Genomic DNA, 26,784 nt, shown 5'->3' with positions numbered 1-26,784 from the left:
ATACGGAGATTGTAAAAAGCGGACAGGTCGAATGCCTCGCTTTTTACCTGGGGTGTCCATGTACCTACCCCCAAATCAAAGATTATGGGGGTAGTGCTATAGCCCCCCAGCCCCCCCGTTAAGATAGGGAAAATCAAAATATAAGATCATTTTGTCGTTACACCCCACTCCCAATCGCCACAAACAGGGGTGATTCGCTTTGGGTATCTAGTCTTAGCGTTTGGAGATTTAGATAGTTTAAGATAGATTGGCATTAAGATAAGTCTATGGTACTTCGCTGCACAACTGAGGTGTCAATACAAATTCGCCACAGTTGCTCAAATTTTCACTGATCGAGAGGGGTTCTCAGAGGTCTTCGACCGAAATCAGAACCCGGAGCAATACCTGAGTGTGATCATCGCTCATCATTCATCTTCCATTCGATCCTATGTCTAGTCCGCACAATCAGTTTACGATTCACTTTTGGGGCGTTAGAGGAAGTGTTGCCTGTCCTGGGGCGGAAACGGTACGCTATGGCGGTAATACCTCCTGCGTCGAAATGCGTGTCGGAACAGAACGCTTGATTTTTGATGGGGGAACGGGTTTGCGGGTTCTCGGACAATCTCTGATGTCTCAGATGCCTGTGGCTGCCCATCTCTTCTTTACCCATGCCCATTGGGATCATATTCAAGGTTTTCCGTTCTTTACTCCTGCTTTTATTCCCAAAAATACGTTTCATATTTATGGGGCGGTTGCACCCAATGGTTCAACGGTGCAGCAGCGACTCAATGATCAGATGCTTCACCCCAATTTTCCGGTTCCCTTACAAACGATGGGATCGACTCTCAAGTTTTTTGATGTTACCATCGGTCAAACTCTAGAAATTGGAGATGGTATTAAAATTGAAACGGCTCTGCTGAATCATCCGGGTGAAGCTGTCGGTTATCGCGTGAATTGGTATGGTTATGCAGCCGCCTATGTCACCGATACAGAACATTTTCCGGAAGGTTTAGATGAAAATGTGTTGTTTTTGGCTCGCAATGCTGATGTTTTAATCTATGATGCTACCTACACCGATGAGGAGTATTATTCTGAAAAAACCAGTAAAGTCGGGTGGGGTCATTCGACTTGGCAGGAAGCGGTTAAAGTGGCAAAAGCAGCGAATGTCAAACGGTTGGTGATTTTTCACCATGATCCGCTCCATAATGATGATTTTCTCGATCAAGTTGGAGAACAAGTCGCTCAACGTTTCCCCAATAGTTTAATGGCCAGAGAAGGACTTTCAATTCAGTTAATCTCTCCTGACGAAGATAGCTAAAAAATGCTCTCTCGATTTTTGATGACCGAAAAAAAGCGGGATGCAAGCCCCGTCGTTTACGACGGTTAACTTACTTTCTGCATATAGCATCTATGTGGTATGATAATATTATACGCCAAACAAGCTAGCGTCAATGATCGTCTACGAATTCAAAGCAAAAGGGAAACCAGATCAATATAAAGCAATCGATGAAGTAATCCAAACATCTCAGTTTGTTCGGAACTCATGTCTGCGGTATTGGATGGATAATCGCGGACTCGGAAGAAAAGAGTTGTATCGATATAACACTGAACTCCGAGCTATGTACCCTTTTGTCAGAGACTTGAATTCACACGCTTGTCAGGCGTCTGTAGAACGGTGTTGGTCAGCTATTGCTAGGTTCTTTGATAATTGTAAGAAGCGGTGCGACCCTGCTCCGTCTAACGGAGCCAAGGAAGCGCGAACTCCGGTCTTGGGGTCACGCCTGCGAGGAGGAAGTTCGCAAGAGACGCGCACCAAGAGAGAAAGTACCTGGCAAGAAGGGTTATCCGAGGTTCAAGAAAAACAGTCGTTCTGTTGAATACAAACAGAGTGGTTGGAAACTTTTAGACCCCAAACATATCGAATTTATCGATAAAAAAGGGATTGGAAAACTCAAACTTCTTGGAACCTGGGATCTTGCATTTTATCCAGTTGAACAAATTAAACGAGTGAGGCTGGTTAGAAGGGCAGATGGGTATTACGTTCAATTTTGTATCCAAGTCGAGGTGAAGGTAAAAATACAACCGACAGGGAAAACAATTGGGTTAGATGTAGGATTAAAAGAGTTCTACACCGATAGTAATGGCAACACTGAACCCAACCCTCGTTTCTACAGAAAAAACGAAAAGCGATTAAAGCTTTATCAAAGGCGCGTTTCTCGAAAAAATATTGGCAGTGCCAACCGATTAAAAGCCATTAAACGACTGGGCAAAGCACACCTCAAAATAAGTAGACAACGTGTAGAACACGCCAAAAGACTGGCGCGTTGCGTAATCCAATCAAACGATTTGGTCGCCTACGAAGACTTGAGGATTAAGAACTTAGTAAAGAATCATTGTCTAGCCAAGTCAATTAATGATGCGGGTTGGTATCAATTCAGAAAATGGTTAGAGTATTTTGGAAGCAAGTTCGGTCGGGTAACGGTTGCTGTTAACCCGGCTTATACCTCCCAAACCTGCTCTAATTGTGGTGCGATTGTTAAAAAATCTCTATCAACTCGAACTCATATTTGTCAGTGTGGGTGCGAGTTAGACAGGGATCATAATGCCGCAATTAATATTCTGAATTCAGCTTTGAGTACGCTAGGGCATAGCGGAACTTGGATCTTAGATCAAAACGCTTCAGGAGATTTTACCTCTACTGTGATAGGAGAAATCCTGTCTCAGCAAGTTGAGTCGTAGAATGAAGAATCCCCGTCGTTTACGACGTGGGAGTGTCAAAATCTGTAAGTTTATGTCAAAATATAAAGCGTGTGGATTACTTCATCGTTAAACACTGTTCTAACTCCAACTGCCGTTGCCCTGGGAAACTTTGACGGCATACATCGAGGGCATCGACAGGTCATTCAGCCTATCTTAAAGCGGTCTGAACTCGAGAGTTCACCACTCTCAACTCCCCAACAGCCAGAAATCTTACTCACTCAAGCAGATTCCCTTTGGCAACCGCCGAGTCTGTTTCATCAGCCGCGCTCTGGTTTATCGCTGACTCCCGAGGAAAATTTTCTAAATTCTGATACTCGTGAAACTCAGCAACATTACGCAACGGTTGTTACTTTTCATCCTCATCCTCAAGAATTTTTTACAGGTCAATCTAAAAAGCTGCTGACTCCGATTGATGAAAAGATAGAATATCTGCAAGGGATGGGCGTTGAACAAATGGTTTTGCTGGCTTTTGATCAGCAACTTGCAAGTTTGAGTCCGCATGAATTTGTCGAAGAAATTTTGATCAAGCATTTACAAGCGACTCATGTAGCAATTGGCTTTGATTTTCGCTTCGGAAAAGGTCGCACGGGAACGGCTAGAGATTTACAACTCATTGGCGCTGCTAACGGCGTAGATGTGATTATTGTCGATCGCTATCCCTGTGAACAAGGGGAACGAATTAGTAGTTCGATGATTCGTCAAGCTTTAGAAGTCGGAAATCTTCAACGCGCTTATCAATTGCTTGGCCGTTATTATACCTTAGTCGGTCAAGTTGTTCAAGGTCAACAGTTAGGTCGAACCTTAGGATTTCCCACTGCTAATTTACAGTTACCTGCTGAAAAATTTCTACCGAACTATGGGGTTTATGCGGTAGAGGTTTCTAGTCCTGGTGAACCGTCGAATTTAGAGACAAATCCTGCGGTGATGAATATTGGCTGTCGTCCGACAGTAGAAGGTGATAAGCCAACTGTTGAAGTTCATTTGTTAGGTTGGTCGGGGGATTTGTATGGTCAAACCCTGAAGGTTTGCTTAAAAGAATTCTTACGACCCGAACAAAAATTTGCTTCTCTCGATGAACTTAAAGCACAAATTGCCGAAGATTGTGTTAGAGCAGAAAAAGTGTTAAACAGTGAACAGTAAACTGGTTTTTTAGGGAATAGTGATCGGAAGAACGGGTAACTGATTGGTGGATCAGTGCTTAGATTTTCTGGGCAGAACTGAGGATGATCACCTAAAGACCACTAAAAGCTAACAACTTATATCAGTAATACATAGAATGAGAGAAAGAATTGAACGGCTCAAACAAAATCTCAGCCGAACAATTGTTGGAAAAGTAGATGCAATTCGCCTGACGCTTGTTGCTTTACTTTCCGGGGGTCATGCTTTACTCGAAGATGTTCCGGGTGTGGGTAAAACTCTACTGGCTAAGTCAATTGCACGTTCGATAGCGGGAGAATTTCAACGGATTCAATGTACACCGGATTTGTTACCGACTGATATCACAGGAACGAATATTTGGAACCCGCGTACAGGTGAGTTTGAATTCTTACCGGGGCCTGTTTTTACAAACATTTTGTTAACCGATGAAATTAACCGCGCTACCCCTCGTACTCAGTCGGCGTTGTTGGAGGTGATGGAGGAACAACAGGTGACGGTTGATCGGATTTCTCGTCGGGTTCCTCAACCTTTTTTTGTGATTGCGACGCAGAACCCGATTGAATATCAGGGGACGTTTCCGCTTCCTGAAGCGCAAATGGATCGGTTTACGTTGTCTCTTACTTTGGGATACCCCTCTGAGTCGGAAGAATTGCAAATGCTTCAGAAGCTTACCCGTAGCGTCACGGTTGAGGCGTTAGAAGCTTGTTTGACTCCGGCCGATATCTTAGAACTTCAACAGCTTTGTAGCCGAGTTCAGGTGGAAACTTCTGTTCAGCAATATATTTTGAATTTAGTCAGAACCACGCGAGATCATCAGGAAATTGCCTTGGGTGTCAGTCCTCGCGGGGCGATCGCTTTACATCGCGCAACTCAAGCTTTAGCCTTTCTCTATGGACGGGACTATGCTTTACCCGATGATGTTAAGTTTCTGGCGCCTTATGTGCTGGCTCATCGGATTATTCCTGTGGGCGGAAGACGGGCAAAAACGATTATCGAGCAGTTATTGCACTCCGTCCCGGTTCCATAATTTTTAAGCTGAAGCTGTCGGTAACGGTTTTTCTTGTTGAGTCACTCAAAACCATCAGTCCCATTCATTAATATCTCCGGCTGGCTATGACAAATTCTCGGTCAACACCAGCCAAAATTATGATCGGCGTTCTGGTTTACCTAACGGATTGATTGAATTTCATCCACTTTAGGGAGCAACTCGAAGACGAGATTGTTTGCTTATGACGCTTCGGCTTCTTCTCCAGCTTCGACTTGTCTGAGATGAATATGTTTACGTCCTAAAGAAATTTCAAATTCATCACCCGGTTGCAAATCCATTTGTTTGGTGTAGGCTGCACCAATTAATAAATTTCCATTAGACTGCACACTAATTCGATAGCTTGCAGAACGTCCGCCACGTCCATTACCGAGTTGCTTACCATCTAACTCAATCCCTTCTGCATCGATCAGAGCATTCAGGAATTTCATCATATTGACTCGTTCAACACCATTTTTGGTCAGGGTGTAGTAACCGCATTCTCTGGCTTTCTCTTCTTTGTTGAGATGTTCGAGATCTTTGACTTTCCGGAGTAAAGCTTCACCGAGGAGCGGTTGAGGTTGAACGTCAGATTTTTTCTGTTGTTTAGCCATTAATTGTTTCCTTCGACATTCGACAATAAGGTTGGGGCTTTTCTTTGGGCTGACAATTGAGTTGCCCAAAAGCATTAGCTAAATATGTGCTTTTCAAACTATATTACACGAATTGAGCAAATTATTCACCACTATTTCATTTTTTTTACTAGATGTAATCTCTTTTAAGCAGTCGGCTTGAACCCTTAGCCATCTGCAACAGTCTCAAAGCGCGTTGTGCAATCACTGTTCGAGTGACTAAGTGAAAGGCAAATCGGAGTTGAATAGAATACACCTGATTAACCGTTTGATCAAGCTGTATATATAAAGTGACTCTGTAGGAGAACTCCCAAGTGATGCTCTAGGATTTGATCGGCAGTTATTGTATCGGGTAAGCTGACATTGGTACAACTCGTCTGTATTTCCATTCTTGGGCTAAACTGAATGCTGAAGTTGCCGATTTTTTGAGTTCAGGATGAAGTTAACCACTCGCGGACACTATAGCGTAAAGGCATTATTGGACTTAAGCTTACAACAAGAGTTTGGTCCGACTTCAGTCAATGCAATTGCTCACCGACAAAAACTGCCAGCGCCCTATCTAGAAAAGCTATTAATCGAGATGCGACGAGCGGGTTTAGTCGAATCTGTTCGAGGATCACAAGGCGGTTATCAATTATCGCGATCGCCTGCTCAAATTTCTTTGGGGCAAATTTTAGAAGCGGTTGGAGAAAGTATTGAACCTTTACCTCGCCATCAACCGAATGCAGAACTTGCTGAAGACTGGGTAACGTTTACCTTATGGAATCGATTGCATCAAAAGCTTAAAGAAGCGCTCTACAGCATTTCCCTTGAAGATCTCTATTATGATGCTCGCAGTTGGCAAGCGGCTCAAGGTGAAGAAACGAGTTTTGTCGTATAGCACTTTAGCAGTCTTAAGCCTCAATAATTTAGAATTTTTAACGAACTCTCCTTTTTTCATCTCTGCAACAAATGACAGACTCAAGTGTGATTCTTGTTCTGGCGATCGCGGCAATGCTTGACTATTTGATTGGCGATCCTTGGGAGTGGCTTCATCCGGTACAGGTGATGGGATGGGCGATTGGGCAGTATACCCGTCTAGCTTTTCAATGGTTTCAAACGCCTCTATCTCTAAAACTTCTTGGTATATTACTGGCAATCTTACTGATTTTTGGTAGCGGATTTACCAGTTGGTTAATTTTACAAGTGATCAGATCGATCCCCCTTCAATTTCCCCTGCATCCAATTTTGGACATTGGGGTACAAAGTATCATGTTAGCCAGTTGTTTTGCCCTTCGGAGTTTACGTCAGGCGGCGGAAGATGTTCTCCACCCTCTACATGATGGCGATCTGATCAAAGCCCGTCAACAGTTAAGTTTATATGTGGGTCGAGATACTACAGATTTATCAGAGTCAGAAATTCTCCGAGCCGTCTTAGAAACTGTAGCAGAAAACTCGACCGATGGTATAATCGCGCCTCTATTCTATGCCTTAGTTGGTGTGGCAATACCCGGAATTGGGAGTGTACCATTTGCCTTTGCCTATAAAGCTGCAAGTACCCTTGATTCAATGGTGGGTTATAAAGAACCGCCCTACACCGATATCGGATGGTTTAGTGCAAAATTAGAAGATATCTTAACATGGTTGCCTTGTCGATTGAATACCCTTTTAATCGCTATTGTGTCTGGTAAACCTAGATCCGTTTGGACAATCTGTCAACGAGATGCAATTTATGACCCTAGTCCGAATGCAGGATGGAGTGAATGTGCTTACGCGGCTACCTTAAATGTGCAGTTAGGAGGTGTAAATAAATATAAAGGCATCATCAAACACAAACCCCTCTTAGGCGACTTTATTTCCCCCATTACTCCCGCAATTGTTCACCAAGCACTGCAACTGAGTCGCAAAACTTTTCTGATAGAGTTGGGGGTATTCATTCTCGGGTATGGGGTGATCGGCTTAATTGTCAATAGATTTTAGGAACACTTAGCGATCGCGATCGCTGATGTACCGATCCAAAAAGCCATTTTTGTCCATCTCAAACGCCCAAATAATAGAGTACAACTCCGTCAAGCTCTTAGGACTCCAAGATCAAACAATTTTTCCCAGATCCACTCCCAACCCTTGACAACTGACCCCCGATCATACAACACTAACCCATGAGTAAAATCGTTGAAATCCTCTCCTCTGAAGAACTCCGACGCACTGTTAATCGTTTAGCCTCAGAAATTGTTGAAAGAGCAGGCGATCTTTCTCGTCTAGTCTTACTGGGAATTCACACACGCGGCGTACCTTTAGCTCAAAGACTCACCCATCAAATCGAAATTCTCGAACAAATCACCATTCCCGTTGGCGCTCTTGATATTACCTTTTATCGAGATGATTTAGATAAAGTTGGGATGCGAACTCCCGCTAAAACTCAAATTCCCTTTGATTTAACGGGTAAATTTGTGGTATTAGTCGATGATGTGATTTATAGTGGACGTACCATTCGAGCCGCCTTAAACGCTGTTAACGAGTACGGGCGTCCAGAAATCATCACACTCAGCGTTTTAGTCGATCGCGGTCATCGTCAACTTCCCATTCATCCCAATTTTGTAGGAAAAGAACTCCCCACCGCTAGGGAAGAAATTGTTAAAGTCTATCTCGAAGAAATTGATGGACAAGATCGAGTTGAACTGATCAGCCCTTAACCAGTGACCAGTGACCAGTGACCAGTGACCAGTTTTTTAGTGATCACCTGACCAGTGTTTACAGTGACCAGTTTACAGTGATAACTGATAACTCATAACTGATAACTCATAACTGATAACTGGTCACTGGTCACTGGTCACTGTAAACTATAGAAACCCTGTTTCGTTTAGTGTATAACTCCCAGAATGTCTCCACAAAAAACCCCTCTGTCTGAAATTTCCGATCCCCCTGACACAAACGACCAAACTCAGAGTCGCAAAGCCGATCACTTGAGAATTTGTTTGGATGAGGATGTACAATTTCGACAACAAACCAATGGACTGGATCGCTATCGTTTTACTCACTGTTGTCTACCCGAGTTGAACCGCAATGAAATTGATCTGACGACTTCTTTTTTGGGTAAAAAACTAGATGCACCACTGCTGATCTCCTCAATGACAGGAGGAACCGCCCAAGCAAAAATGATTAACTATCGCCTCGCCGAAGTCGCCCAATATTTCCAAATCGCAATGGGTGTCGGTTCTCAACGAGTCGCGGTCGAAAATCCCCAAGTTGCAGATACGTTTGCTGTGCGAAGTCTGGCACCAGATATTCTATTATTTGCGAATTTAGGTGCGGTTCAACTTAACTATAATTATGGATTAGAACAATGTCAACGGGTGGTCGATACTCTTGAAGCCAACGCCCTAATTTTACATCTAAATCCCCTACAAGAATGTATCCAAACTGAAGGCGATACAAACTTTCACGGACTGCTTGACAAAATCGAAACACTTTGTAAAATTTTACCCGTTCCGGTGATTGCAAAAGAAGTCGGAAATGGGATTTCAGCGAAGATGGCGACAAGGCTGCTAGAAGCGGGTATAACCGCGATTGATGTGGCGGGAGCGGGGGGAACTTCTTGGGCAAAAATCGAGGGAGAACGAGCCACAGACCCCCGCCAGAGACGCTTGGGAGAAACCTTTGCCGATTGGGGTTTACCCACAGCAGACTGTATTGTTGGTGTGCGAAAGATTTCTGCTAATATTCCGCTCATTGCTTCGGGAGGACTTCGTAACGGTTTAGAGGTAGCAAAAGCGATCGCTTTGGGGGCAGATTTAGCCGGGTTAGCTTGGCCGTTTTTGCAAGCCGCAGCCGAGTCAGAAAATGCTGTTTATACATTAGTTGATATTCTCAAGGCTGAAATTTCAACCGTTCTTTTTTGTACGGGAAATCGCACATTAACGGAGTTAAAACAGTCGGGTGTTTTAGAACAAATTCGGGGTTAATGGTGTTGGGCTAATAAAAATTTAAAAAGAACAATTGAAAATGATATCGTTGCTATCATCACGTGGCTAATTTTGGAGATCTATAGCTTTCCAAAAACGGATGATATCATTTTCTAGAGGGATAAATTGACCACCAAAACACAAAAACACGCAGATTTCTCTTGGTGTTCTCAGTGTCTTGGTGGTTTTTATTTTTTACCTGTTCAAAGTATTGTGCTATGATTAAATTATCTCTATGTGTCTGGTTGCGAAATACACCGATAACAGTCCAATCAAGCCTTGCCAAACGCCCCAGCCCCTCACGCTAAACTGACAGATGAAAGACTTCCTAAAATACACCTTTGCAAGCTTACTCGGAAACCTCCTGGGACTCGCCCTGATTGTCACAATGGGAGTCGGGGGATTAATCTTTTTAGTGATGGCGGCGGCGACGCAAGACTCTGGCCCCCAGGTTAAAGATAAATCCGTCTTAGTGTTTGATCTGTCGTTAAATATTACTGATGCTGATCCAGATTACAGCACGGGCGAACTGTTTGAGCAAGCCCTAGCGGAAAACTCACCCAACCAAATCAAGCTGCGGACAATTTTAGAAGGTTTGGAAAAAGCGAGTCAAGATGATCGGATTGTTGGATTGTATCTTAAAGGAACAAATAGCCCCACAGGTACGGGTTTAGCAAATTTACGGGAAGTTCGACAAGCTCTAGAAAAATTTAGAGCATCTGGTAAACCGATTATTGCTTATGATTTAGACTGGACAGAACAAGAATATTATCTCGGTTCAGTGGCGAATACTATTGTCGTCAACCCTTTGGGTTCGGTAGAAATGAACGGACTCAGTTCTGAAATTATGTTTTTAACCGGGGCGTTAGAAAAGTTTGGAATTGGGGTACAAGTGACTCGGGTGGGTAAATATAAGTCAGCCGTTGAACCGTTTTTACTCAAACAAATGAGTCCCGAAAATCGACAACAAACTCAGAAGTTACTCGATGATATTTGGAGCGAATATATTAATACTGTTAGCCCAAATCGTCAGTTAAATGGGTCTCAGCTTAAACAAATTGCTGACCAACAAGGGATTTTAATGGCAACGGAAGCTGTAAAAAGTAAACTGGTTGACAAAGTGGCTCATTTTGATGAAGTAATTGTTGATCTCAAAAAGCTAACGGGTGAAGCAGAAGAAGAGGATAAACTGTTTCGGCAAATGAGCATCAATTCCTATGCAAAAATGCCGGAAGTAATGAAAGCAAGCCGGGGAGATGTTAATAGTGAAAATAAAATTGCTGTGGTTTATGCTCAGGGAAATATTGTAGATGGCGAAGGTTTGGGCGGAGAAATAGGTGGTGATAACCTAGCTAAAAAATTGCGAGAATTGCGAATGGATGAAGATGTCAAAGCCGTTGTTTTCCGGGTGAATAGTCCGGGCGGAAGTGCAACAGCTTCGGAAATTATCGGTCGAGAAGTGGAACTTTTGCAAGCCCAAAAACCTGTCATCGTATCAATGGGAAATTTTGCGGCTTCCGGTGGGTATTGGATCTCAATGGGGGCGAGTAAAATTTTTGCCGAGTCAAATACCATTACAGGTTCAATTGGTGTGTTTGGCGTATTGTTTAACGTGCAGGATATCGCCAATAACAATGGTATTACATGGGACGTGGTGAAAACAGGTCGTTATGCCGATATTAACACCGTTTCTCGTCCGAAAACACCGGAAGAATTAGCCCGTCTTCAAAAGGTGGTTGATGCGATTTACGAACGGTTTTTAAGCAAAGTTTCTGAGTCCAGGAAGCTGCCAAAAGCGAGAGTGGCAGAAATTGCTCAAGGGCGAGTTTGGTCAGGGTTACAAGCCAAAGAAATCGGTCTAGTCGATCAAATTGGCGGCATAGGAGATGCGATCGCAGCAGCAGCAGAACAGGCTAAATTAGAAGACAATTGGCAACTCCAAGAATATCCAGAAGGTCAAACTTTTAAACAACAAATTTTAGAAAGTTTTGCTGGGGGCGAGTCTACTCAAGCCTCCTCAACAGTCGATCCGATCACCCTGGAGTTCATCAAGTTGCGAGAAGAATTAGCCCAATTGAAAGCTTTGAATGATCCGCGCGGAATTTACACTCGCTTGCCGTTTAACTTGCAAATTGATTAATTCTTATCGAGTTGATGTTGCGGCTGCAAAGAATCAATGTCTTCGATTTTTTCTTGATTGTGACCGTTGTTTCCATTAGCAATAGATTCTGGACAAGACCAACTACTGGGTAATAAAGAAGGCCATCCTCGTCGAATGGCTTCAATACAAACCGCATGAACCGTCAGTTGACAGTCTAGCAGATGAACGCCTGCTCTACAGGCTTGTTTCTGACCGATTTTTAAGATGGACTCATCACTAAATTCAAAGGTTTTGTAGCACTGAACGCAAACTAGATGGTGATGCCGACGGCTTTGACCTGAAAAAAGTTCATAATGTTTGTGGCCTTCGGCGAGTTCGAGTTCTCGTAAAATACCGATATTGGTCAAGAGGTGTAAAGTCCGGTAGACCGTCGATAGGCTAATATTTTCGCCCTGACCTTGCAAGAAGTTATGTAGTTCTTCCGCACTTAAATGTCTGCCTTGCGGAAGGCTGTGAAACACTTGCATAATCTTTTCTCGCTGCGGAGTCAGACGACAGCCTTTTTGGTTCAGCTCAGATTTGATAGAGCGATTGTTATAGAACGCCATGTTGTCAAAATTCAGATAGATCTCATAGACCCTGCTTAGTCTCAATAATGACTATATACTTATTGAAAGTATTTTGCAATACCATTTTAAGCATCAGCTTTCTTGGCCCCTGTCTATGATTCCTCAAAAGGACTGTTAAAGCTAGGGTTCAACTAAAATCAGTAATTTTTACTGGGAACGACTGGATGAAATTTATCCGGCTGTAAAAATTTTTTAATCTCCGATGAATGATATAACTGCAAAAAACTATCAAACCTGACCCTGACCCTGGCTCTTGGACTTTCTCAAGCTTTCCTATTTGTGAAGTTGGGGTTTATAGCACGACAAAAAACCACCAAGACACACCAGACACAAAGAGCGAATCTTCGTGTATTTGTGTCTTTTTTAAATGGATACTGAGTGGACAATGAAAATGGAGGGCCGGTTTATATCGGTTTACTCCATCCCAAAAACCCACCCAAAAACCCTAAAATCTGTAATTTTGTTCGCGAACCCACAAACTCACGGGAACTGCTTTTCCTTGAGTATTAACTTTCACTTCGACAACGAAAGATTCGGGGTTCTTTTGTTGAGCATCTGTGATATTTTGATTGACTTGTATTCGTTGATCTTCTGGCATATAATAGGTTTCTAAACCATATAAAATTTGCCAACCGTTTGATTCTCCCTGAAGAGCTATTTGATTCGGGGGTAAATTTTCCGGTAAAGTCGAACTGACTGCTATAGGTTTCCAAGCTTGAGGACGTTGAGATTTTGTTGGGGTTGTGGGTTTTTCTAAAACGACATAAACCGTTGTTCCCGGTGCGAGATAATCTTGATTATTTGATAGTTCTTTCCATCCGGGGAGAGGTTTTAAGGTTTCTGAAGTTGAAATATCGTACCCTAAAACTTGATAGTAACCTCGCAGAAAGTCATAGGGATCAACAGGTGCGGTTTGCAGTACAACAGTCTCTCCTGTAACATAAGTATAAACCGCTTGCGCCGGAACGGAGACAATCAGAGCAAATTGAAAGAACAACGGTAGCAATAGCCTCCAACTGGGAAGCTGTCTTGTTTGCAGTAGAGATTCACTCATCAAAGATTCGGTTGAATTCTCTAGATTTTGAGGATTAGAATTGTTCATAGGATAGATGTGTTTTTGTCTAGAAAAGAATGAAGTTACTTGAACTCTATTGACGGGATAAATGTCGCTCAAACCATAAACCCGCTAGAATAACACCCACACCACACAATACAAAGACAAAAGCTTTAAACAGGAGTTCAGTATTGTATTCAAAGGTACGACTGACAATTTGCAGGGTGAGTAAGATCATTCCGCCCCAAAATGTCCCTCGTTTTCCTTGTCCTAATCCGATGCGAATTGAGCCTGCCGCCAGTAAAAAGAGTAAGATATTGAAAATGAGAGTAGATAAGCTGCTGTCAAGAGTTTGATATGTATAACTCACCAGTGTCGTCACACCTAAAATTATAGCGATCGCACTACTAACTTCATCTAATCCCCAACGTTGAGACGAATGATGAGGTTTTGCCAGATAAAGCCATTGCCAAATCGTTAAACCGCCAAATAAAAGCACATCAAGGATGAAATTAAATCCCTGAACTTGCATCGATTCGTTATAGTTAAAACTGAAGAAAGATGTCCCAAATCCCCGAAAGGAAAAGAGAAAAAACACAATCCCTAAAAACCAAATTGCTAAACTCCGAGCATCTGATCGAAAGGGTCTGCTATGAATAGGAGGAAAGAGACTATCATCATAACTCCAAAGGAGTGCAGGCGGAAGAATAAATCCAACCGTCATCAATTCCGAGGAGAAATTCTGCCTTAAAAGTGCAGCAATATTCATCTCTAAAGCGGGAACGATCAGCAATACTGCTATGATAAAAATTGATCGTGATTTACACCAATAGGCGAGGGGAACAAACAAAACTGCGGTGACTAGCGCAATATGTACCAACAGAAATTCTAGCCCGGTTAATTCACCCGGAGAGAAAATATTAGAGACTCCTGACCAATAGCCAATTCCAAGCAGTAAAATTGATAGAATACCGAGGGATGTCAAACGCAAGCTGTAAGCCATCGCTAAAACGCCCAATCCCCAAACCAAAAACAATCCGTAGGGAGAACCGCCAATATGAAACATTTGCGCCATCAGGGAGATATTCGCCCCAAGACTGATAGCCCCAAAAATCAGTAATCCCTCGCCCAAACGTTTTGTTTTCTGTGTTTGAGAGTCAGATCGCCATAGATAAAACCCGCTAGTATTAACACCAATAAATAAACTCAACAGCAAGATAATTTTGAATTCTCGCGGCCATTGTTGCCAATTGGCGGCGACAAAGGTAATCACACCCAAACCCAGCAGAATACTACCTAAACCGATGAGAATCATCACAAAACGGCTACTGGCAGCGCTATCAATACTGTTGAATTGATAACGGTTTGATAGCAGTTGATAAATAGAATCGTTAATCAATCCTTCTGAAGTCCAAAGTTGGGCTTCATGGCGCAGTTGGCGACGAAATTTTTCTGAAGCCATCTTCTATTAATTCGCCTCTAGAGGGCGATCGCATTCCAAGTTACGTTTTCTAGTGTGTCATCGATTGCCAGGGTTTTACGACAATTTTAGACACCTCTCAAACCTGCACAATTAGGGGAACAGGTCTCAGGTGTCGGGTGAGCTTAAAAAACCCGGTTTCTCAAAGAAACCGGGTTTTTGCGGAGATCTAGGGGCGGGTTTATATCAGTTATTTCTAGGAAAACATAGATTTTTACAGAACCCGCCCCTACAAACCTGACACTCTTTCCCTGACACCTGTTCACTGTAAACACTGGTCACTGGTCACTGTTTATTGTCCTCGCAGTTGTCCGGAGGTTTGATCATGTTGAATTTGCAACTGTTGGCGACCATTACGAATCACTCGTAACATTTCACTAAGCTGCTGCTCAATATTGCCTAAAACATGATCAGCATACTCATCGGCTCCATTTTGAACATCCTGACATTCTGCCAAAGTTCTCGAGCGGATTTGATCAAGTTCTTGTTGAGCTTGATAACGAATTTGTTCTACTTCAGCGATGGTTTGTTGCTGGAGGGTTTCACACTCGAGATGAACTCGTTGTCGTAACTGTTCGGCTTCGGCTTGGGCTTGTTGGATCAGACCCATTTCATTTAAAATTTGAGTTGCCCGTTGTTCTGCCGCTTCTAAAATTTCCTGGGCGTATTCTTCAGCTTCTTGGAGGATTTCGTCTTTATGTCGAACAATTATATCCGCCTCTTGAAAGGCGCTGGGTAAATTTAAACGGATGAGATCCAACTGATCGAGTAACTGCTCTTCATCAACCAAAGTTCGCCGAGTCAGGGGAACACGGGGACTGTCAAGAATGATTTCTTCGAGTCGGTTGAGTTCCCTCTGAATGTCAATCCCAGGTGTTCCACTTGGAGTGGTATCTATCTCTGGGATCAGTCCTTTGGGTTCCGATTCTATTTTGGGAGTTGATTCCTGGCGTAGCATCTATAAATATCTTTTATATATATCTTGAGCAACGTGTTTTGGAACGAGATGATCGACAGAACCACTAAACTTGGCTATCTCTTTTACCACACTACTGGATAAAAAGCTATATTCATTTGAGGTTGCCAAGAAAACTGTCTCAATCTTATCAGAGAGGGTCTTGTTCGTGTGAGCCATCTGAAGCTCCATTTCAAAATCGGACAAGACTCGTAGCCCTCGAAGTAGAACTTGAGCATTTCGCTGTTTTGCATACTCTACCGTAAGACCTTTAAAACTGGCTACCTCTAAGTTATCTAGATGTCGAACGGAGGTGCGAATTTGCTCGATGCGTTCCTCAACGGTAAACAAAGGAGTTTTGTTTGGATTTCGCAGAACAGCAACGATTACCTGTTCAAACAGCTTACAGCCTCGTTCTATAATATCTAAGTGGCCTAAAGTAATCGGATCGAAGCTACCCGGATAAATCGCAATCACGATTGAGCCATGATAAAAGTTACTGACAAATTATAGGACGATATGAGCTTTTGCAAACGGCTCGCTCCTCCGTTCGTGAGTTTTTGAGTTGATCTGTAGAAACCCAAAAACCGAAACCGTGAGGAGAAAGGCACGAACAGGTTGTCAGTCACTTTGAATTGTAGAACGGATCAACATCTTTACAACACACCCAGAGGGGGAGATCTCTGCTGCGACTCCCTGGAGTTAACCGTCAACTAAAGGGAGACTTACCCGCTTTAAATTGACGAATTGAACCATCGGTATCAATCCCGGCCATTCGGAAACGGCGATCAAGATCAGATGGGTCAGGCGATACTTTTTCGGCTTCATCCATTGTAATCCGACCTTCGATCACTTTTTCAAAGATGGATTGGTTGAGCAGTTGCATTCCTTCGTAGGAGTCAGACTCGATCAACTGCGTGGCGCTTTCATCGTCCCCTTTCAGGAGATAATCGCGCATAGCCGGAGTATTGATCAGGATTTCATGTACCCCAGTCCGACGGTTTTCTACAGTGGGAACCAGTAATTGAGCAACAACCGCCACCAAAGAATCACAAATTTGAATTCGCATGGCGGGTTGTTCATCAACGTTAAACAGGTTTAATAAACGGTTAATGCTATTAATTGCACTACGAGTGTGCAGAGTACCGAGAACCAAGTGACCTGTTTGGGCTGCTTGCAGAGCCGTGTTCACCGTTGGGCGATCGCGCATTTCCCCAATTAGAATCACATCAGGATCTTCGCGTAAAGCCGATCGCAAAGCCTTGTTAAATTCTAATGTATGCAGGCCGACTTCCCTCTGGCTAATCAGACAGCGATGGGAGGGGTGAACAAATTCAATCGGATCTTCAATAGTAATTACGTGCTTTTTAGCGGTTTCGTTGAGATACCGAATCATCGCCGCCAGGGTTGTCGATTTTCCTGAACCCGTTGGCCCTGTGACCAAAATCAATCCTTGGGGAAAGCTAATAATTTTTTTGAGGACTTCGGGTAAACCCATTTCATCAATCGAGGGTACTTTTAAGTTAATTAACCGCAGTACCATCGCGCCGCCACTGAGGGAGTCAAAACAGTTCACCCGACAACGGACTAAACCGGGATAGAAAATCGCCGTATCCAGTTCCTTATCTTCGGAAAACTGCTCTCGTTGACGGGGAGTCAGAATCTCAGTCAGGTATTGATCAAAAACTTCTGATGTCACCTTGACCTGATCCTTGGCTCTGACCATCTCGCCCTGAATCCGAAAGCGGGGAGTGTGTCCAACACGAATATGAATATCAGAGGCTTTCAGATTAAAAGCATCTTTGACCATCTGTTTGATGCTGGTTTTGTCTAATGATTTGGGTGGGGGGGGTACCTTCGGCAAAGGATGGTTCGAGGACTGAGGTACAGCAGCGTTCGTCATAGGTTGAATTCTCCTGGCTTGCGAACTCAGTTGATTTTTGGCAGGTCAATTAACAGCAATTATATAAAATTTGATGACTTCCTGTAGACTTTTTAAAAGTTTTGTCATCAAAATTCAAGAGCAGAGGCGATCAGATTACCCTCATCTTTCCTGAAAAATCTTTTTGGTCAATTTACCAAGAGAAGCAGGTTTAAAGCCCCGTCGTTCACGACGGATTATTTTATGCTAACATAAGTTTATCGTGGCTTGATGCCGATAATCTATGCTTGTGTATGAAATGAAGCTGCAAGGAACGCAATACCAGTACAGAAAGTTAGACGAAGCTATCCGTACTGGTAGGTTTGTTCGTAACAGCATCATCAAAGCATGGATAAATGGTCAAGTTAAAAGCCGCAACGATGCCTATCGCTACTGCAAACTGCTGTCAGACAATCCTAGTTTTCCCTGGGTAAACCAACTCAACTCTATGGCTCGACAAGCGCACGCAGAGAGAGCATGGGCATCAATTGAGAGGTTTTATAAGAATTGTCGGCAAAAAATATCCGGTAGAAAAGGATTCCCAAAGTTTAAAAAGTACCAAGTCCGAGCATCTGTTGAGTACAAAACATCGGGTTGGGTGGTTTCAGAAGATAGACGCTATTTAACCTTTTCCGACAAGTTTCAAGCAGGTACATTTAAACTTTGGGGTAGCCGAGATTTACACTTCTATCAACTCCAACAAATTAAACGGGTTAGAGTGATTAGAAGACACGATGGGTATTATGCTCAATTTTTAATCGACCATACCAGAGAGGAAAACAAAGAACTCAGTAACAAACAAACAGGTTTGGATGTCGGTTTAAACCATTTCTACACTGATTCCACCGGGATACAGGTAGAGAATCCCCGTTTTCTAAGAAAAGACGAGCGACGTATGAAAAAGCTGCAACGTCGCTTATCTCGAACAAAAAAGGGAAGTCAAAACCGCTCAAAAGCCAGAAATCGTTTAGGTAGAAAATATCTTAAGGTTTCACGCAGGCGTAACGATTGGGTTTGTAAACAGGCTCAACACGTCATACAGTCTAACGATTTGGTAGCGATAGAAAACCTACGGATACGAAATTTGGTTAAAAACCATCATTTAGCTAAATCAATTAACGATGCCGCTTGGTACAGATTTAGAGAATGGTTGGAGTATTTTGGGATAATTTATGGGGTTCCGGTGATCGCCGTTGAACCTGCATACACATCTCAAAACTGCTCAAATTGCGGTGAAAAGGTTGTCAAAACTCTCAGTACGAGAACTCATAAATGTCCTCACTGTGGATACACATCCAACCGAGACGAAAATGCCGCCAAAAACATTCTAAAATCTGCACTTAAACAACTATCAAATCAAGAAACGGATAAGAAATAGATTAACGGATTAACTTGACTGTAAAACGCATAAATCTAGGCTTCTCACACGTAGCTTAATCCGTTTTTCCGCTTAATATCTGTTTTGAAAATACCGTCGGGCAGACGGAAATTAACGCCTCCCGAGAGACTGATCTCTGCTTAAGTGGGGAAACCCAGTTGAGTAAGTCAACTCATAGAAAGAGGAAACCCAAACAGTGATGTGAGCGAATCTCCGTCGTTTACGGCGGAGAGGATGTCAACATAACAGAGAACTGATCAGCCGATAAAATTAGAAATATTCTCTCTCGCCAAACGAGATCACAAACAAACGGTATTTTCTATGAAAATTCATCAAAAGATCGGCAATTGGCTGGAAAGGCGCTGGATTGCACCCGCTTATGCTGGAGGATTACTCACTTTTCTATCGCTGTTTTTCTTCGGAGCTGCAACGAATACAATGGCGGGTTGGTTGTATGTGATCAGTGGGACTAGCTTTGCTTTATTGGCGATTGCGGCTGTGTTACCTGTGCGATCGCTCAAACCCCTAGAAGTTCACCGTCGTCCCATTGAACCCGTGAGCGTGGGCAATCAACTGACGATCGAACTGGAAATTGACAATCGCTCTGATCAACCCAAAACCCTATTACAAGTATACGATCAACTTCCCTCGATTTTAGGGAAATCTGCAACCGCCATAGAAACCCTCCCTCCCCGCAGTGCTTATCATTGGGTGTATTATCTCCCCACTCAACGGCGAGGCGTTTATCATTGGGAGCAGGTACAGCTTAGGACAGCTACTCCTCTGGGTTTGTTTTGGTGTCGGAGAGACCGTGAGGCGAAAGCCACTGCAATTGTCTATCCGACGGTTTTACCCTTGACAACTTGTCCACTGGTTGATCAAATGGGATGGGAGCAAAATCAACAAGTGCTTGATCGCAGTCAATATAACATGGCGACTGAAGGTGTTACTCGTACCCTTAGACCCTACCGTTATGGTGATCCAACTCGTTTAATTCATTGGCGATCGAGTGCGCGTTATAATCAACTGCGAGTCCGCGAGTTAGAAGTGGCAACCGGGGGTCAAGAAATTGTCATTTGTCTTGATAGTGGGAGTTCGTGGCAAAGTGATAATTTTGAACAGGCGGTGATCGCTGCGGCTTCTCTTTATTTTTATGCTTCGCGATCGCAACTGAATGTACAATTATGGACAGCACAAACGGGTTTAGTTCGCGGAAATCGAGTGGTCTTATCGACTTTAGCAGCAGTTAACGCTTCTGAAGAAGCAATTGTCGAAAACTTCCCAAATATTCCGGTCATTTGGCTGACTCAAAATTCACCGAGTATTTTTTCTCTGGCTTCGGGTAGTCGTTGGGTTTTGTGGTCAGAACAAGGAGATATTGCTGCTAAAAATCTCTCGCAATTTCCTCAACTCGGTTTACAAATTAATCGCGATCAACCGCTACAATTACAACTTCAGTCGTCTTTGAAATAAAATGTAAAAATCATTGAAGAAGTTACAGAAGTTCAGTCAACTGTTGTGGGCAAGAATATTTACGGTTATTTGTCAGAAACATACATTTGTTCAGAACCCGCCCCAAGGCTGACTGTTGACTGATAACTGCTGCCGGAGTGACTATAATGTTGCCATCGTGCGTTACAATCTAACAAACTGTTTGAAATCTGAAGATCACAATACCATGACGACTGAGACCAACAAAAATTTATCAACTGAAACCAGCCTGAAAGCGATGAAAAAATTCGCTGAAAAGTATGCTAAGAATACAAATACCTACTTTTGTGTTGATCCTTCAGTAACAGCAGTGGTGATCGAAGGACTCGCCAAACATAAAGATGAGTTAGGGGCGCCGCTTTGTCCTTGTCGCCACTATGAAGATAAAGAAGCTGAAGTCAAAAATACCTTTTGGAACTGTCCTTGTGTTCCAATGCGGGAGCGGAAAGAATGTCACTGTATGTTGTTCCTAACTCCCGATAATGATTTTGCGGGAGAACAGCAAGATATTAGCGACGAAGATCTCGAATCTACTCGTAAAACTATGATATAAAACCATCAGAGTATCAACCTCATTTTGACTGTTGAGAGATTAGATGATTGTTTGAGAAAGTCAGCCCTAGTTCTAACTGGGGCTACCCCATTTTAACTTAACATTACAAAGATTATGTCTGAAGAAATTCCGTCAGAATTTTGGCAGGGGATTGAAGAGTTCAACCAACAAGAATATTACGCTTGTCACGATACCTTAGAAGCGTTGTGGATGGAAGCGATGGAACCGACCAAAAAGTTCTATCAAGGCATCTTACAAATTGCTGTAGGACTCTATCATTTGAGTAATCAGAACTGGCGAGGTGCAGTCACTTCTATGGGTGAAGGAATGAGTCGATTAAACTATTTTAAGCCTGATTACTTTAATATTAATGTTGAAAAATTAATTGATCAAACCGCTAATTTATTATTGGCAATCCAACAAGCTGGGCCGGAAAAAGTCGGAGATTTTGTTTTGGCTGAGAATTCCGAGCAAAATTCGCAGGGAATTACCCCTCCCACTATCTCGAAATTGAACTAATTATTTTTCAATGAATGGGAGATAAAAGTTTCAAAAATAGAACTTTTTTAGAAAGAGTTTATCAATAAATTTTTTGAAAAATGGATGATCAAAACAAAAAGATATGACACTCATTGATCGAACCCTATTAAGTCGCTATCAAGTCATCCAAAAAATTGGAACCGGAGGATTTGGAGATACTTATTTAGCGGTTGATTTGGCTTTACCGGGTCAACCGCAATGTGTGGTTAAACATTTATCTCCAAAAGATACCAGTCCCCACGTTCTTTTAGTGGCTCAACGATTATTTGAACAAGAAGCACAACTCTTACATCGTTTGGGAGAACATTCTCAAATTCCTCGTCTTTATGCTCATTTTAATGAGAACGGAGAATTTTATTTAGTTCAAGAATTTATTGACGGAAAAGATCTCAGTCACGAACTCAAACCCGGACAGCCTTTGAGTGAGGAGAAAACGGTTAAACTATTAACGGAAATCTTAGAAGTTTTAGCCATTGTTCATCAAGAAAACGTCATCCATCGAGATCTAAAACCTACCAATATTATGAGACAATCTAATGGTAAAATTGTCTTAATTGACTTTGGAGCGGTTAAAGAAATTCAAGGATTAGCTGTTAACCCCGAAGGACAAACACACCTCACCGTTGGTATTGGTTCACCGGGATATATGCCGAGTGAACAAGCCAAAGGAAGACCCAAGCTTGCGAGTGATATTTATGCTGTTGGAATTATTGGAATTCAAGCTTTAACAGGTTTAAAACCCGCTCAATTTCCTTATGATCAAAAAACCGATGAAATTCTGTGGAGAAATCACGCAACGGTTAGTGATGAACTCGCGAAAGTTATCAATAAAATGGTGCAGGAACAGTTAAGCGAGCGCTATTCTAATGCGTCTGAAGCCTTAGCTGAACTCACGCCTTTGTTAACAGCGTCTACTGCGAATATGACCGCTTCTTCGCCCTCTGTTGCTTCTGTAACAATACCTGTTTCTCCTAATGTATCGTCAAATTATTCTCGGAAAAAATTTATTTGGGGAATAGCAGCACTGGTATTAATCGGAGTGGGAATACCGACAATAGGTTATTACTGGGCAATCAACAAACCCTCACTAGAACAACCAGAAATAGTAACTGATTTGCCAAGGATAGAAAATACACCTCTTCAAGCTGATTATACTCAATTAGAGAACTTATTAGCTCAAGGAAAATGGAAAGAAGCGGATCAAGAAACAGAGCGAATTATGTTAGAAGTCGCCAACAAAAAGAATCAAGGTTGGGTGGATGGGAATGCGATCGCTAGTTTCTCTTGTGCCGATTTGCGTCAACTTGCTCAACTTTGGAGTCAATATTCAGACGGAAAATTTGGCTTTAGTATTCAAAAAGAAATTTACCAAGAAACGGGAAATCCTCTGGGCAAATTTGAAAAGTCAACCTATGCTCAATTTGGGGACTCAATTGGTTGGCGAAAAAATGGAAATTGGTTAAGCTATTCTGATTTAACCTTTGATCAAAATGCACCGAAAGGTCAGTTTCCCACCTGTACAAACGCCGCTCAAAAATTCTCCGGCTGTCGTTGGCCGTTATACTTGTTATTTGAGCGGGTGGAAACCTGTCAACAACAAAAACTGTAGGGCGATCAAACAGTTAAGCTTTGGAGGGGAGAAGAAAGAAAAGTGGAATTTGATGCACCCGACTCATTCACAAAATTCCGGAAAAGGGGTGACAAAGAGCTGATATAGTATTCAAAATGTCTTAGTGTAGGAAGTCATATGAGTAAAATTCGGGTAGGACTGTTGTTTGGCGGACGTTCAGGCGAACATGAAGTAAGCATTCGTTCCGCACAAGCGATCGCAACAGCCTTAAGGAGCGATCAAAATGCCAGTAAATATGAACTGCTACCCGTATATATTGGCAAAGATGGTGTTTGGCAAAAAGGTGAAATTGCTCAACAAGTTCTCGCCTCGGGTGAACCGCTTTATCTAACAGATGAGAAAACAACATCAACAGATTTAGTTCCCAGTCCCTCGCTACTTCCTGAAGCGACAAATTTTGAGGAAATTGATGTTTGGTTTCCGATTTTACACGGCCCAAACGGAGAAGATGGTACAATTCAAGGATTGCTAACTTTAATGCAAGTTCCGTTTGTCGGATCGGGTGTTTTGGGTTCAGCCATTGGCATGGATAAAATCGCCATGAAAATGATCTTTTCTCAGGCGGGACTGTCACAAGTTAAATATAAAACGGTAAAGCGATCGCAAATTTGGTCAAATCCTTGTATCTTTCCAAAATTATGTGATGAATTAGAAGCAGAACTCGGATATCCTTGTTTTGTGAAGCCTGCTAATTTAGGCTCATCGGTGGGTATTTCTAAAGTGCGATCGCGTGCAGAATTAGTAACCGCTCTCGATAATGCAGCCAGTTATGATCGGCGGATTATTATAGAAGCAGGGGTAGAAGCCCGAGAACTTGAATGTGCGGTTTTAGGCAATGATCAACCCCAAGCTTCTGTGGTCGGAGAGATTACTTATCAGAGTGATTTCTATGACTATGAAACCAAATACACCGAAGGAAAAGCGGCTTGGTTCATCCCAGCCCAGGTGAGTGATAATATTGCTAATAAAATCAAAGAAATGGCTGTTCAAGCCTTTTTAGCGCTGGATGCAGCAGGTTTAGCCCGAGTTGATTTCTTTTATGTGGAGAAAACAGGCGAGGTTCTGATTAACGAAATTAATACCCTTCCTGGTTTCACCGCGACCAGTATGTATCCTCAACTTTGGGCATCGAGTGGAATTTCTTTTTCTGAGTTAGTCAATCAGTTAATTCAACTGGCTCTTGAACGACAGCCTGAAGTTTCTCCGAAGTAAGCGTTTCTAAAGGGTGACAATCTCTCGATTGGCGTGTTAATTTGGGAAGTATTCTCTCAGCCAATAAACCCTATGAGCGATAGTCATTTACCAGAAAGTGGTGCAGAATCCAACCGCGCCGATGTGATTGGTTTTCTCAATGATTGTAGCGACCGAATCTTTGCCCATGTTCTCAATCCCCAGAGCGATTTATTCGAGTCCAATGCGAGTATTTTGGGTGAGTCTCACACGCAACTGAGGGCGATTATTCAACAGGTGCAAACTCAACAACAAGAACTCACATCATCACTCGCTGCGGGTTTGGATTTTCTGCTGGGTCGGGAAGACTACGCCAACGACCAGATTGACTCGGCTCTGGCTCACTATCAGCACAGTTTAGAATTTTGGCCTGCTGCTCTGACTAATTTTGCGGAGAACTTGTTCGCTGACCCAGAGCTTGTTCCTCCCTTCAACTCTTTAGAACGGTTGGGGGTTATTTTATTTCATATGGGATTGAGCTATGATCGGCGAGGGCAACTGGATTCTGAGTCGAATCAACAGCTTCACTGGCAACAAGCCAAAACCTATTTACAACGCAGTTTAGATATTTTAGAACTCGCAGAACGTCGTGATTTAGTGGCTAAATTTATTCCTAAATTCTGTAACGTTTTACAACAATTGCAAGCCTGGCAAGAGTTACAAACGGTTGCTCAAAAAGCCTTAGATTTACATATTTCTTACGGTTCACACCATGATATTGCTCAAGATTATGGCTTTTTAGCAGAGGCGGCGATGCACCAATCTCAATGGTCACACGCCAATCAACTGGCAGAATTAGCGTTAGAAATTCAAAATCAATCTTTACGCGATCCGCTACATACGTTATCTGATGAAAATCCCTATTTATTGTTGTTGGCAGAATCTAAACATGAATTCACTGTTTGGCAAGCTACAGTTAGTCGCTTAGAAGAAGCCCTAAAAAAAACAGATCCTCAGCAAGAAAATCGAACTTATATACAAATTTTAAAAGCTCTACATCAACTCTATTTTGAACAGGATTATTACGGAAATGCGGCTCATATTAAAGAAGAAAAACTAAAAGTTGAATATCAATTTGGACTGCGTTCATTTGTGGGATTACAGCCCTTAAAACCACAGTTTAAATCTCAAGAATTTGGAGGACAAGTTGCTGCGGAGATGATTTCTTCAGGTCGATTAAATGAGATTAATGAATTAGTCGAACGAATTGAGAGTGAGGATCACAAATTAATCGTTCTGCATGGAGAATCCGGTGTCGGAAAAAGTTCTTTAATTAATGCCGGAATAGTTCCCTGTTTACTGCAAAAACAAGTGACGAATCCCCAGGTTTCTACGCCGATTACGTTAAGAATTTATACGGATTGGCTACGCGAACCGAATCCTGATACTTGGAACTTAGAAACCGTTTTAAATCGCTTAATAAAAAACAGTGAAAATCATTTATCGACGGTTTTAATTTTTGATCAATTTGAAGAATTTTTTCAAGTGTGTACAGAACCCAGTCAACGTTTACCTTTTTATCAATTTTTGCGAGATTGTTTAACGTTGAAATCGATTAGTGTTATTCTCTCAATGCGAACCGATTTCTTGCATTATTTGCTAGAATGCGATCGCACCACTTGTTTAGAAGCCGTGATTGGTTATGAAGTTCTTTCTAAACAGGTTATTTATGAGTTGAGAAACTTTTCAACTGCACAAGCCAAAGCTTTTATTAAACATCAAACCCAGCAAAACCCCGCTCAGTTTGATGAAGATTTGGTTAATCAATGGGTACAAGATTTAGGAACTCGCTTAGGGGAAGTTCGTCCGATTGAGTTACAAATAACAGGTTCACAACTTGAAACTGATAGGATTACAACCTTAGAACAATATCAACAATTTTCTGATCATCCTCAACTGAATCTAATTTCCCGATACTTAGATCAAGCTTTAGCAGATTGTGGCTACAAAAATGAACGCATTGCTTTATTGGTTTTATATTCGCTGACTCAAGAAAATGAAACTCGTCCCCTAAAAACCCGTGCTGAAATTATCAAAGATTTAGATACAGCATCCCCTGAAAAAATAGACATGGTTTTAGAAGTCTTTATTGAAAATGGATTAGTGTTATTGCTTCCCGAAATTCCCGAAGATCGCTATCAATTAGCCCACGATTATTTAGTGCATTTGGTTCGTCAACAAAAAGGAGAACGTTTAATCGCAGAATTAGAACTTGAACGGAATAAAGCCCAACGAAAATTGATGCAAGAAAAGCCAGATAGTTTTGTTGAACGGGCTATTGGATCAGTATTACGTTGGATGAGGGTGGATTAATTCATGTTTCCTGAA

Annotated in this window: 22 protein-coding genes and 1 pseudogene; 16 read left to right on the top strand and 7 right to left on the bottom strand. The window is 42.3% G+C overall.

The window, feature by feature from the left end; translation table 11 throughout:
• Window positions 1-427: 427 nt before the first annotated feature.
• The 4 genes and pseudogenes from VB836_RS20645 to VB836_RS20630 all read left to right on the top strand — a co-directional run bounded on the left by VB836_RS20645 (window position 428) and on the right by VB836_RS20630 (window position 4,924).
• Window positions 428-1,297, top strand: coding sequence for an MBL fold metallo-hydrolase (locus VB836_RS20645; RefSeq protein ID WP_046281551.1), 870 nt, complete (start codon window positions 428-430; stop codon window positions 1,295-1,297).
• Window positions 1,298-1,430: 133 nt separating this feature from the next.
• A pseudogene (locus VB836_RS20640) lies at window positions 1,431-2,718 on the top strand (RNA-guided endonuclease InsQ/TnpB family protein).
• A 69-nt stretch (window positions 2,719-2,787) separates the two neighbouring features.
• Window positions 2,788-3,879, top strand: coding sequence for a bifunctional riboflavin kinase/FAD synthetase (locus VB836_RS20635; protein WP_323222112.1), 1,092 nt, complete (start codon window positions 2,788-2,790; stop codon window positions 3,877-3,879).
• A 136-nt stretch (window positions 3,880-4,015) separates the two neighbouring features.
• Complete coding sequence (locus VB836_RS20630) at window positions 4,016-4,924, top strand: AAA family ATPase (RefSeq protein WP_323222109.1); 909 nt, start codon at window positions 4,016-4,018, stop codon at window positions 4,922-4,924.
• Between the two features lie 200 nt (window positions 4,925-5,124).
• Here the strand turns inward: VB836_RS20630 and VB836_RS20625 are convergent, their stop codons facing one another.
• On the bottom strand, window positions 5,125-5,535 hold the full coding sequence (locus VB836_RS20625) for an AbrB family transcriptional regulator (RefSeq protein ID WP_046281560.1): 411 nt from the start codon (window positions 5,533-5,535) through the stop codon (window positions 5,125-5,127).
• 454 nt (window positions 5,536-5,989) lie between these two features.
• Here VB836_RS20625 and VB836_RS20620 point away from each other — a divergent pair, with 454 nt between their 5' ends.
• The 5 genes from VB836_RS20620 to sppA all read left to right on the top strand — a co-directional run bounded on the left by VB836_RS20620 (window position 5,990) and on the right by sppA (window position 11,634).
• Window positions 5,990-6,433: an Rrf2 family transcriptional regulator gene (locus VB836_RS20620; protein ID WP_323222107.1), complete on the top strand. Its 444-nt coding sequence runs from the start codon at window positions 5,990-5,992 to the stop codon at window positions 6,431-6,433.
• 71 nt (window positions 6,434-6,504) lie between these two features.
• On the top strand, window positions 6,505-7,512 hold the full coding sequence (cbiB, locus tag VB836_RS20615; RefSeq protein WP_323222105.1) for an adenosylcobinamide-phosphate synthase CbiB: 1,008 nt from the start codon (window positions 6,505-6,507) through the stop codon (window positions 7,510-7,512).
• 179 nt (window positions 7,513-7,691) lie between these two features.
• A complete protein-coding gene (pyrR, locus tag VB836_RS20610; protein WP_046281557.1) occupies window positions 7,692-8,225 on the top strand; it encodes a bifunctional pyr operon transcriptional regulator/uracil phosphoribosyltransferase PyrR in 534 nt (177 codons plus the stop codon).
• A 186-nt stretch (window positions 8,226-8,411) separates the two neighbouring features.
• The gene (gene fni / locus VB836_RS20605) at window positions 8,412-9,494 is read left to right on the top strand and encodes a type 2 isopentenyl-diphosphate Delta-isomerase (protein WP_323222102.1); all 1,083 of its coding nucleotides are present in this window, start codon (window positions 8,412-8,414) and stop codon (window positions 9,492-9,494) included.
• Window positions 9,495-9,810: 316 nt separating this feature from the next.
• Entirely contained in the window at window positions 9,811-11,634 is a 1,824-nt protein-coding gene (gene sppA / locus VB836_RS20600; RefSeq protein WP_323222100.1) for a signal peptide peptidase SppA, read from the top strand.
• Here the strand turns inward: sppA and VB836_RS20595 are convergent.
• The 6 genes from VB836_RS20595 to VB836_RS20570 form a co-directional block, all read right to left on the bottom strand.
• Window positions 11,631-12,203, bottom strand: a complete 573-nt coding sequence (locus VB836_RS20595; RefSeq protein WP_323222098.1) for a Fur family transcriptional regulator — start codon at window positions 12,201-12,203, stop codon at window positions 11,631-11,633. The two genes, sppA and VB836_RS20595, sit on opposite strands and share 4 nt — an antisense overlap.
• Window positions 12,204-12,669: 466 nt before the next feature.
• On the bottom strand, window positions 12,670-13,326 hold the full coding sequence (locus VB836_RS20590; RefSeq protein WP_323222096.1) for a GDYXXLXY domain-containing protein: 657 nt from the start codon (window positions 13,324-13,326) through the stop codon (window positions 12,670-12,672).
• A 46-nt stretch (window positions 13,327-13,372) separates the two neighbouring features.
• The gene (locus VB836_RS20585) at window positions 13,373-14,740 is read right to left on the bottom strand and encodes a DUF2157 domain-containing protein (RefSeq protein ID WP_323222094.1); all 1,368 of its coding nucleotides are present in this window, start codon (window positions 14,738-14,740) and stop codon (window positions 13,373-13,375) included.
• A 310-nt stretch (window positions 14,741-15,050) separates the two neighbouring features.
• Window positions 15,051-15,716, bottom strand: a complete 666-nt coding sequence (locus VB836_RS20580) for an ATP synthase subunit B family protein (protein WP_049560746.1) — start codon at window positions 15,714-15,716, stop codon at window positions 15,051-15,053.
• Window positions 15,717-16,190, bottom strand: coding sequence for a pantetheine-phosphate adenylyltransferase (gene coaD, locus VB836_RS20575; RefSeq protein ID WP_046281285.1), 474 nt, complete (start codon window positions 16,188-16,190; stop codon window positions 15,717-15,719). It abuts the gene before it with no gap.
• A gap of 232 nt (window positions 16,191-16,422) precedes the next feature.
• Window positions 16,423-17,616: a type IV pilus twitching motility protein PilT gene (locus tag VB836_RS20570; RefSeq protein ID WP_323222091.1), complete on the bottom strand. Its 1,194-nt coding sequence runs from the start codon at window positions 17,614-17,616 to the stop codon at window positions 16,423-16,425.
• A gap of 262 nt (window positions 17,617-17,878) precedes the next feature.
• Between VB836_RS20570 and VB836_RS20565 the strand changes: the two genes are divergently transcribed.
• From VB836_RS20565 to VB836_RS20535, 7 genes are all read left to right on the top strand, one after another.
• Entirely contained in the window at window positions 17,879-19,012 is a 1,134-nt protein-coding gene (locus VB836_RS20565) for an RNA-guided endonuclease InsQ/TnpB family protein (RefSeq protein ID WP_323222089.1), read from the top strand.
• Window positions 19,013-19,333: 321 nt separating this feature from the next.
• On the top strand, window positions 19,334-20,485 hold the full coding sequence (locus VB836_RS20560; protein ID WP_323222087.1) for a DUF58 domain-containing protein: 1,152 nt from the start codon (window positions 19,334-19,336) through the stop codon (window positions 20,483-20,485).
• Window positions 20,486-20,690: 205 nt separating this feature from the next.
• A complete protein-coding gene (locus VB836_RS20555) occupies window positions 20,691-21,056 on the top strand; it encodes a ferredoxin-thioredoxin reductase catalytic domain-containing protein (protein ID WP_323222085.1) in 366 nt (121 codons plus the stop codon).
• A gap of 114 nt (window positions 21,057-21,170) precedes the next feature.
• The gene (locus VB836_RS20550) at window positions 21,171-21,575 is read left to right on the top strand and encodes a DUF309 domain-containing protein (RefSeq protein ID WP_046276443.1); all 405 of its coding nucleotides are present in this window, start codon (window positions 21,171-21,173) and stop codon (window positions 21,573-21,575) included.
• A gap of 103 nt (window positions 21,576-21,678) precedes the next feature.
• Window positions 21,679-23,205 (top strand): serine/threonine-protein kinase, encoded by a 1,527-nt coding sequence (locus VB836_RS20545; RefSeq protein WP_323222083.1) that lies wholly within the window; start codon window positions 21,679-21,681, stop codon window positions 23,203-23,205.
• A gap of 138 nt (window positions 23,206-23,343) precedes the next feature.
• Window positions 23,344-24,438, top strand: a complete 1,095-nt coding sequence (locus VB836_RS20540) for a D-alanine--D-alanine ligase family protein (protein ID WP_046276442.1) — start codon at window positions 23,344-23,346, stop codon at window positions 24,436-24,438.
• A 72-nt stretch (window positions 24,439-24,510) separates the two neighbouring features.
• Window positions 24,511-26,769: an nSTAND1 domain-containing NTPase gene (locus VB836_RS20535; RefSeq protein ID WP_323222081.1), complete on the top strand. Its 2,259-nt coding sequence runs from the start codon at window positions 24,511-24,513 to the stop codon at window positions 26,767-26,769.
• Window positions 26,770-26,784: the final 15 nt, after the last annotated feature.

It is taken from the genome of Limnoraphis robusta BA-68 BA1 (assembly GCF_034932365.1).
Lineage (GTDB): Bacteria > Cyanobacteriota > Cyanobacteriia > Cyanobacteriales > Microcoleaceae > Capilliphycus > Capilliphycus robustus.
Note: the sequence above shows the minus strand (reverse complement) of the source record. Positions and strands in the feature narration are given on the sequence as shown.

Bases quoted from the DNA above. Each gene is read 5' to 3' on its own strand.
- VB836_RS20645 (WP_046281551.1), top strand. From the start codon at position 428: ATGTCTAGTCCGCACAATCAGTTTACGATTCACTTTTGGGGCGTTAGA.
- VB836_RS20630 (WP_323222109.1), top strand. From the start codon at position 4,016: ATGAGAGAAAGAATTGAACGGCTCAAACAAAATCTCAGCCGAACAATT.
- VB836_RS20625 (WP_046281560.1), bottom strand. From the start codon at position 5,535: ATGGCTAAACAACAGAAAAAATCTGACGTTCAACCTCAACCGCTCCTC.
- VB836_RS20620 (WP_323222107.1), top strand. From the start codon at position 5,990: ATGAAGTTAACCACTCGCGGACACTATAGCGTAAAGGCATTATTGGAC.
- cbiB (WP_323222105.1), top strand. From the start codon at position 6,505: ATGACAGACTCAAGTGTGATTCTTGTTCTGGCGATCGCGGCAATGCTT.
- pyrR (WP_046281557.1), top strand. From the start codon at position 7,692: ATGAGTAAAATCGTTGAAATCCTCTCCTCTGAAGAACTCCGACGCACT.
- fni (WP_323222102.1), top strand. From the start codon at position 8,412: ATGTCTCCACAAAAAACCCCTCTGTCTGAAATTTCCGATCCCCCTGAC.
- sppA (WP_323222100.1), top strand. From the start codon at position 9,811: ATGAAAGACTTCCTAAAATACACCTTTGCAAGCTTACTCGGAAACCTC.
- VB836_RS20595 (WP_323222098.1), bottom strand. From the start codon at position 12,203: ATGGCGTTCTATAACAATCGCTCTATCAAATCTGAGCTGAACCAAAAA.
- VB836_RS20590 (WP_323222096.1), bottom strand. From the start codon at position 13,326: ATGAACAATTCTAATCCTCAAAATCTAGAGAATTCAACCGAATCTTTG.
- VB836_RS20585 (WP_323222094.1), bottom strand. From the start codon at position 14,740: ATGGCTTCAGAAAAATTTCGTCGCCAACTGCGCCATGAAGCCCAACTT.
- VB836_RS20580 (WP_049560746.1), bottom strand. From the start codon at position 15,716: ATGCTACGCCAGGAATCAACTCCCAAAATAGAATCGGAACCCAAAGGA.
- VB836_RS20570 (WP_323222091.1), bottom strand. From the start codon at position 17,616: ATGACGAACGCTGCTGTACCTCAGTCCTCGAACCATCCTTTGCCGAAG.
- VB836_RS20565 (WP_323222089.1), top strand. From the start codon at position 17,879: ATGCTTGTGTATGAAATGAAGCTGCAAGGAACGCAATACCAGTACAGA.
- VB836_RS20560 (WP_323222087.1), top strand. From the start codon at position 19,334: ATGAAAATTCATCAAAAGATCGGCAATTGGCTGGAAAGGCGCTGGATT.
- VB836_RS20555 (WP_323222085.1), top strand. From the start codon at position 20,691: ATGACGACTGAGACCAACAAAAATTTATCAACTGAAACCAGCCTGAAA.
- VB836_RS20550 (WP_046276443.1), top strand. From the start codon at position 21,171: ATGTCTGAAGAAATTCCGTCAGAATTTTGGCAGGGGATTGAAGAGTTC.
- VB836_RS20545 (WP_323222083.1), top strand. From the start codon at position 21,679: ATGACACTCATTGATCGAACCCTATTAAGTCGCTATCAAGTCATCCAA.
- VB836_RS20540 (WP_046276442.1), top strand. From the start codon at position 23,344: ATGAGTAAAATTCGGGTAGGACTGTTGTTTGGCGGACGTTCAGGCGAA.
- VB836_RS20535 (WP_323222081.1), top strand. From the start codon at position 24,511: ATGAGCGATAGTCATTTACCAGAAAGTGGTGCAGAATCCAACCGCGCC.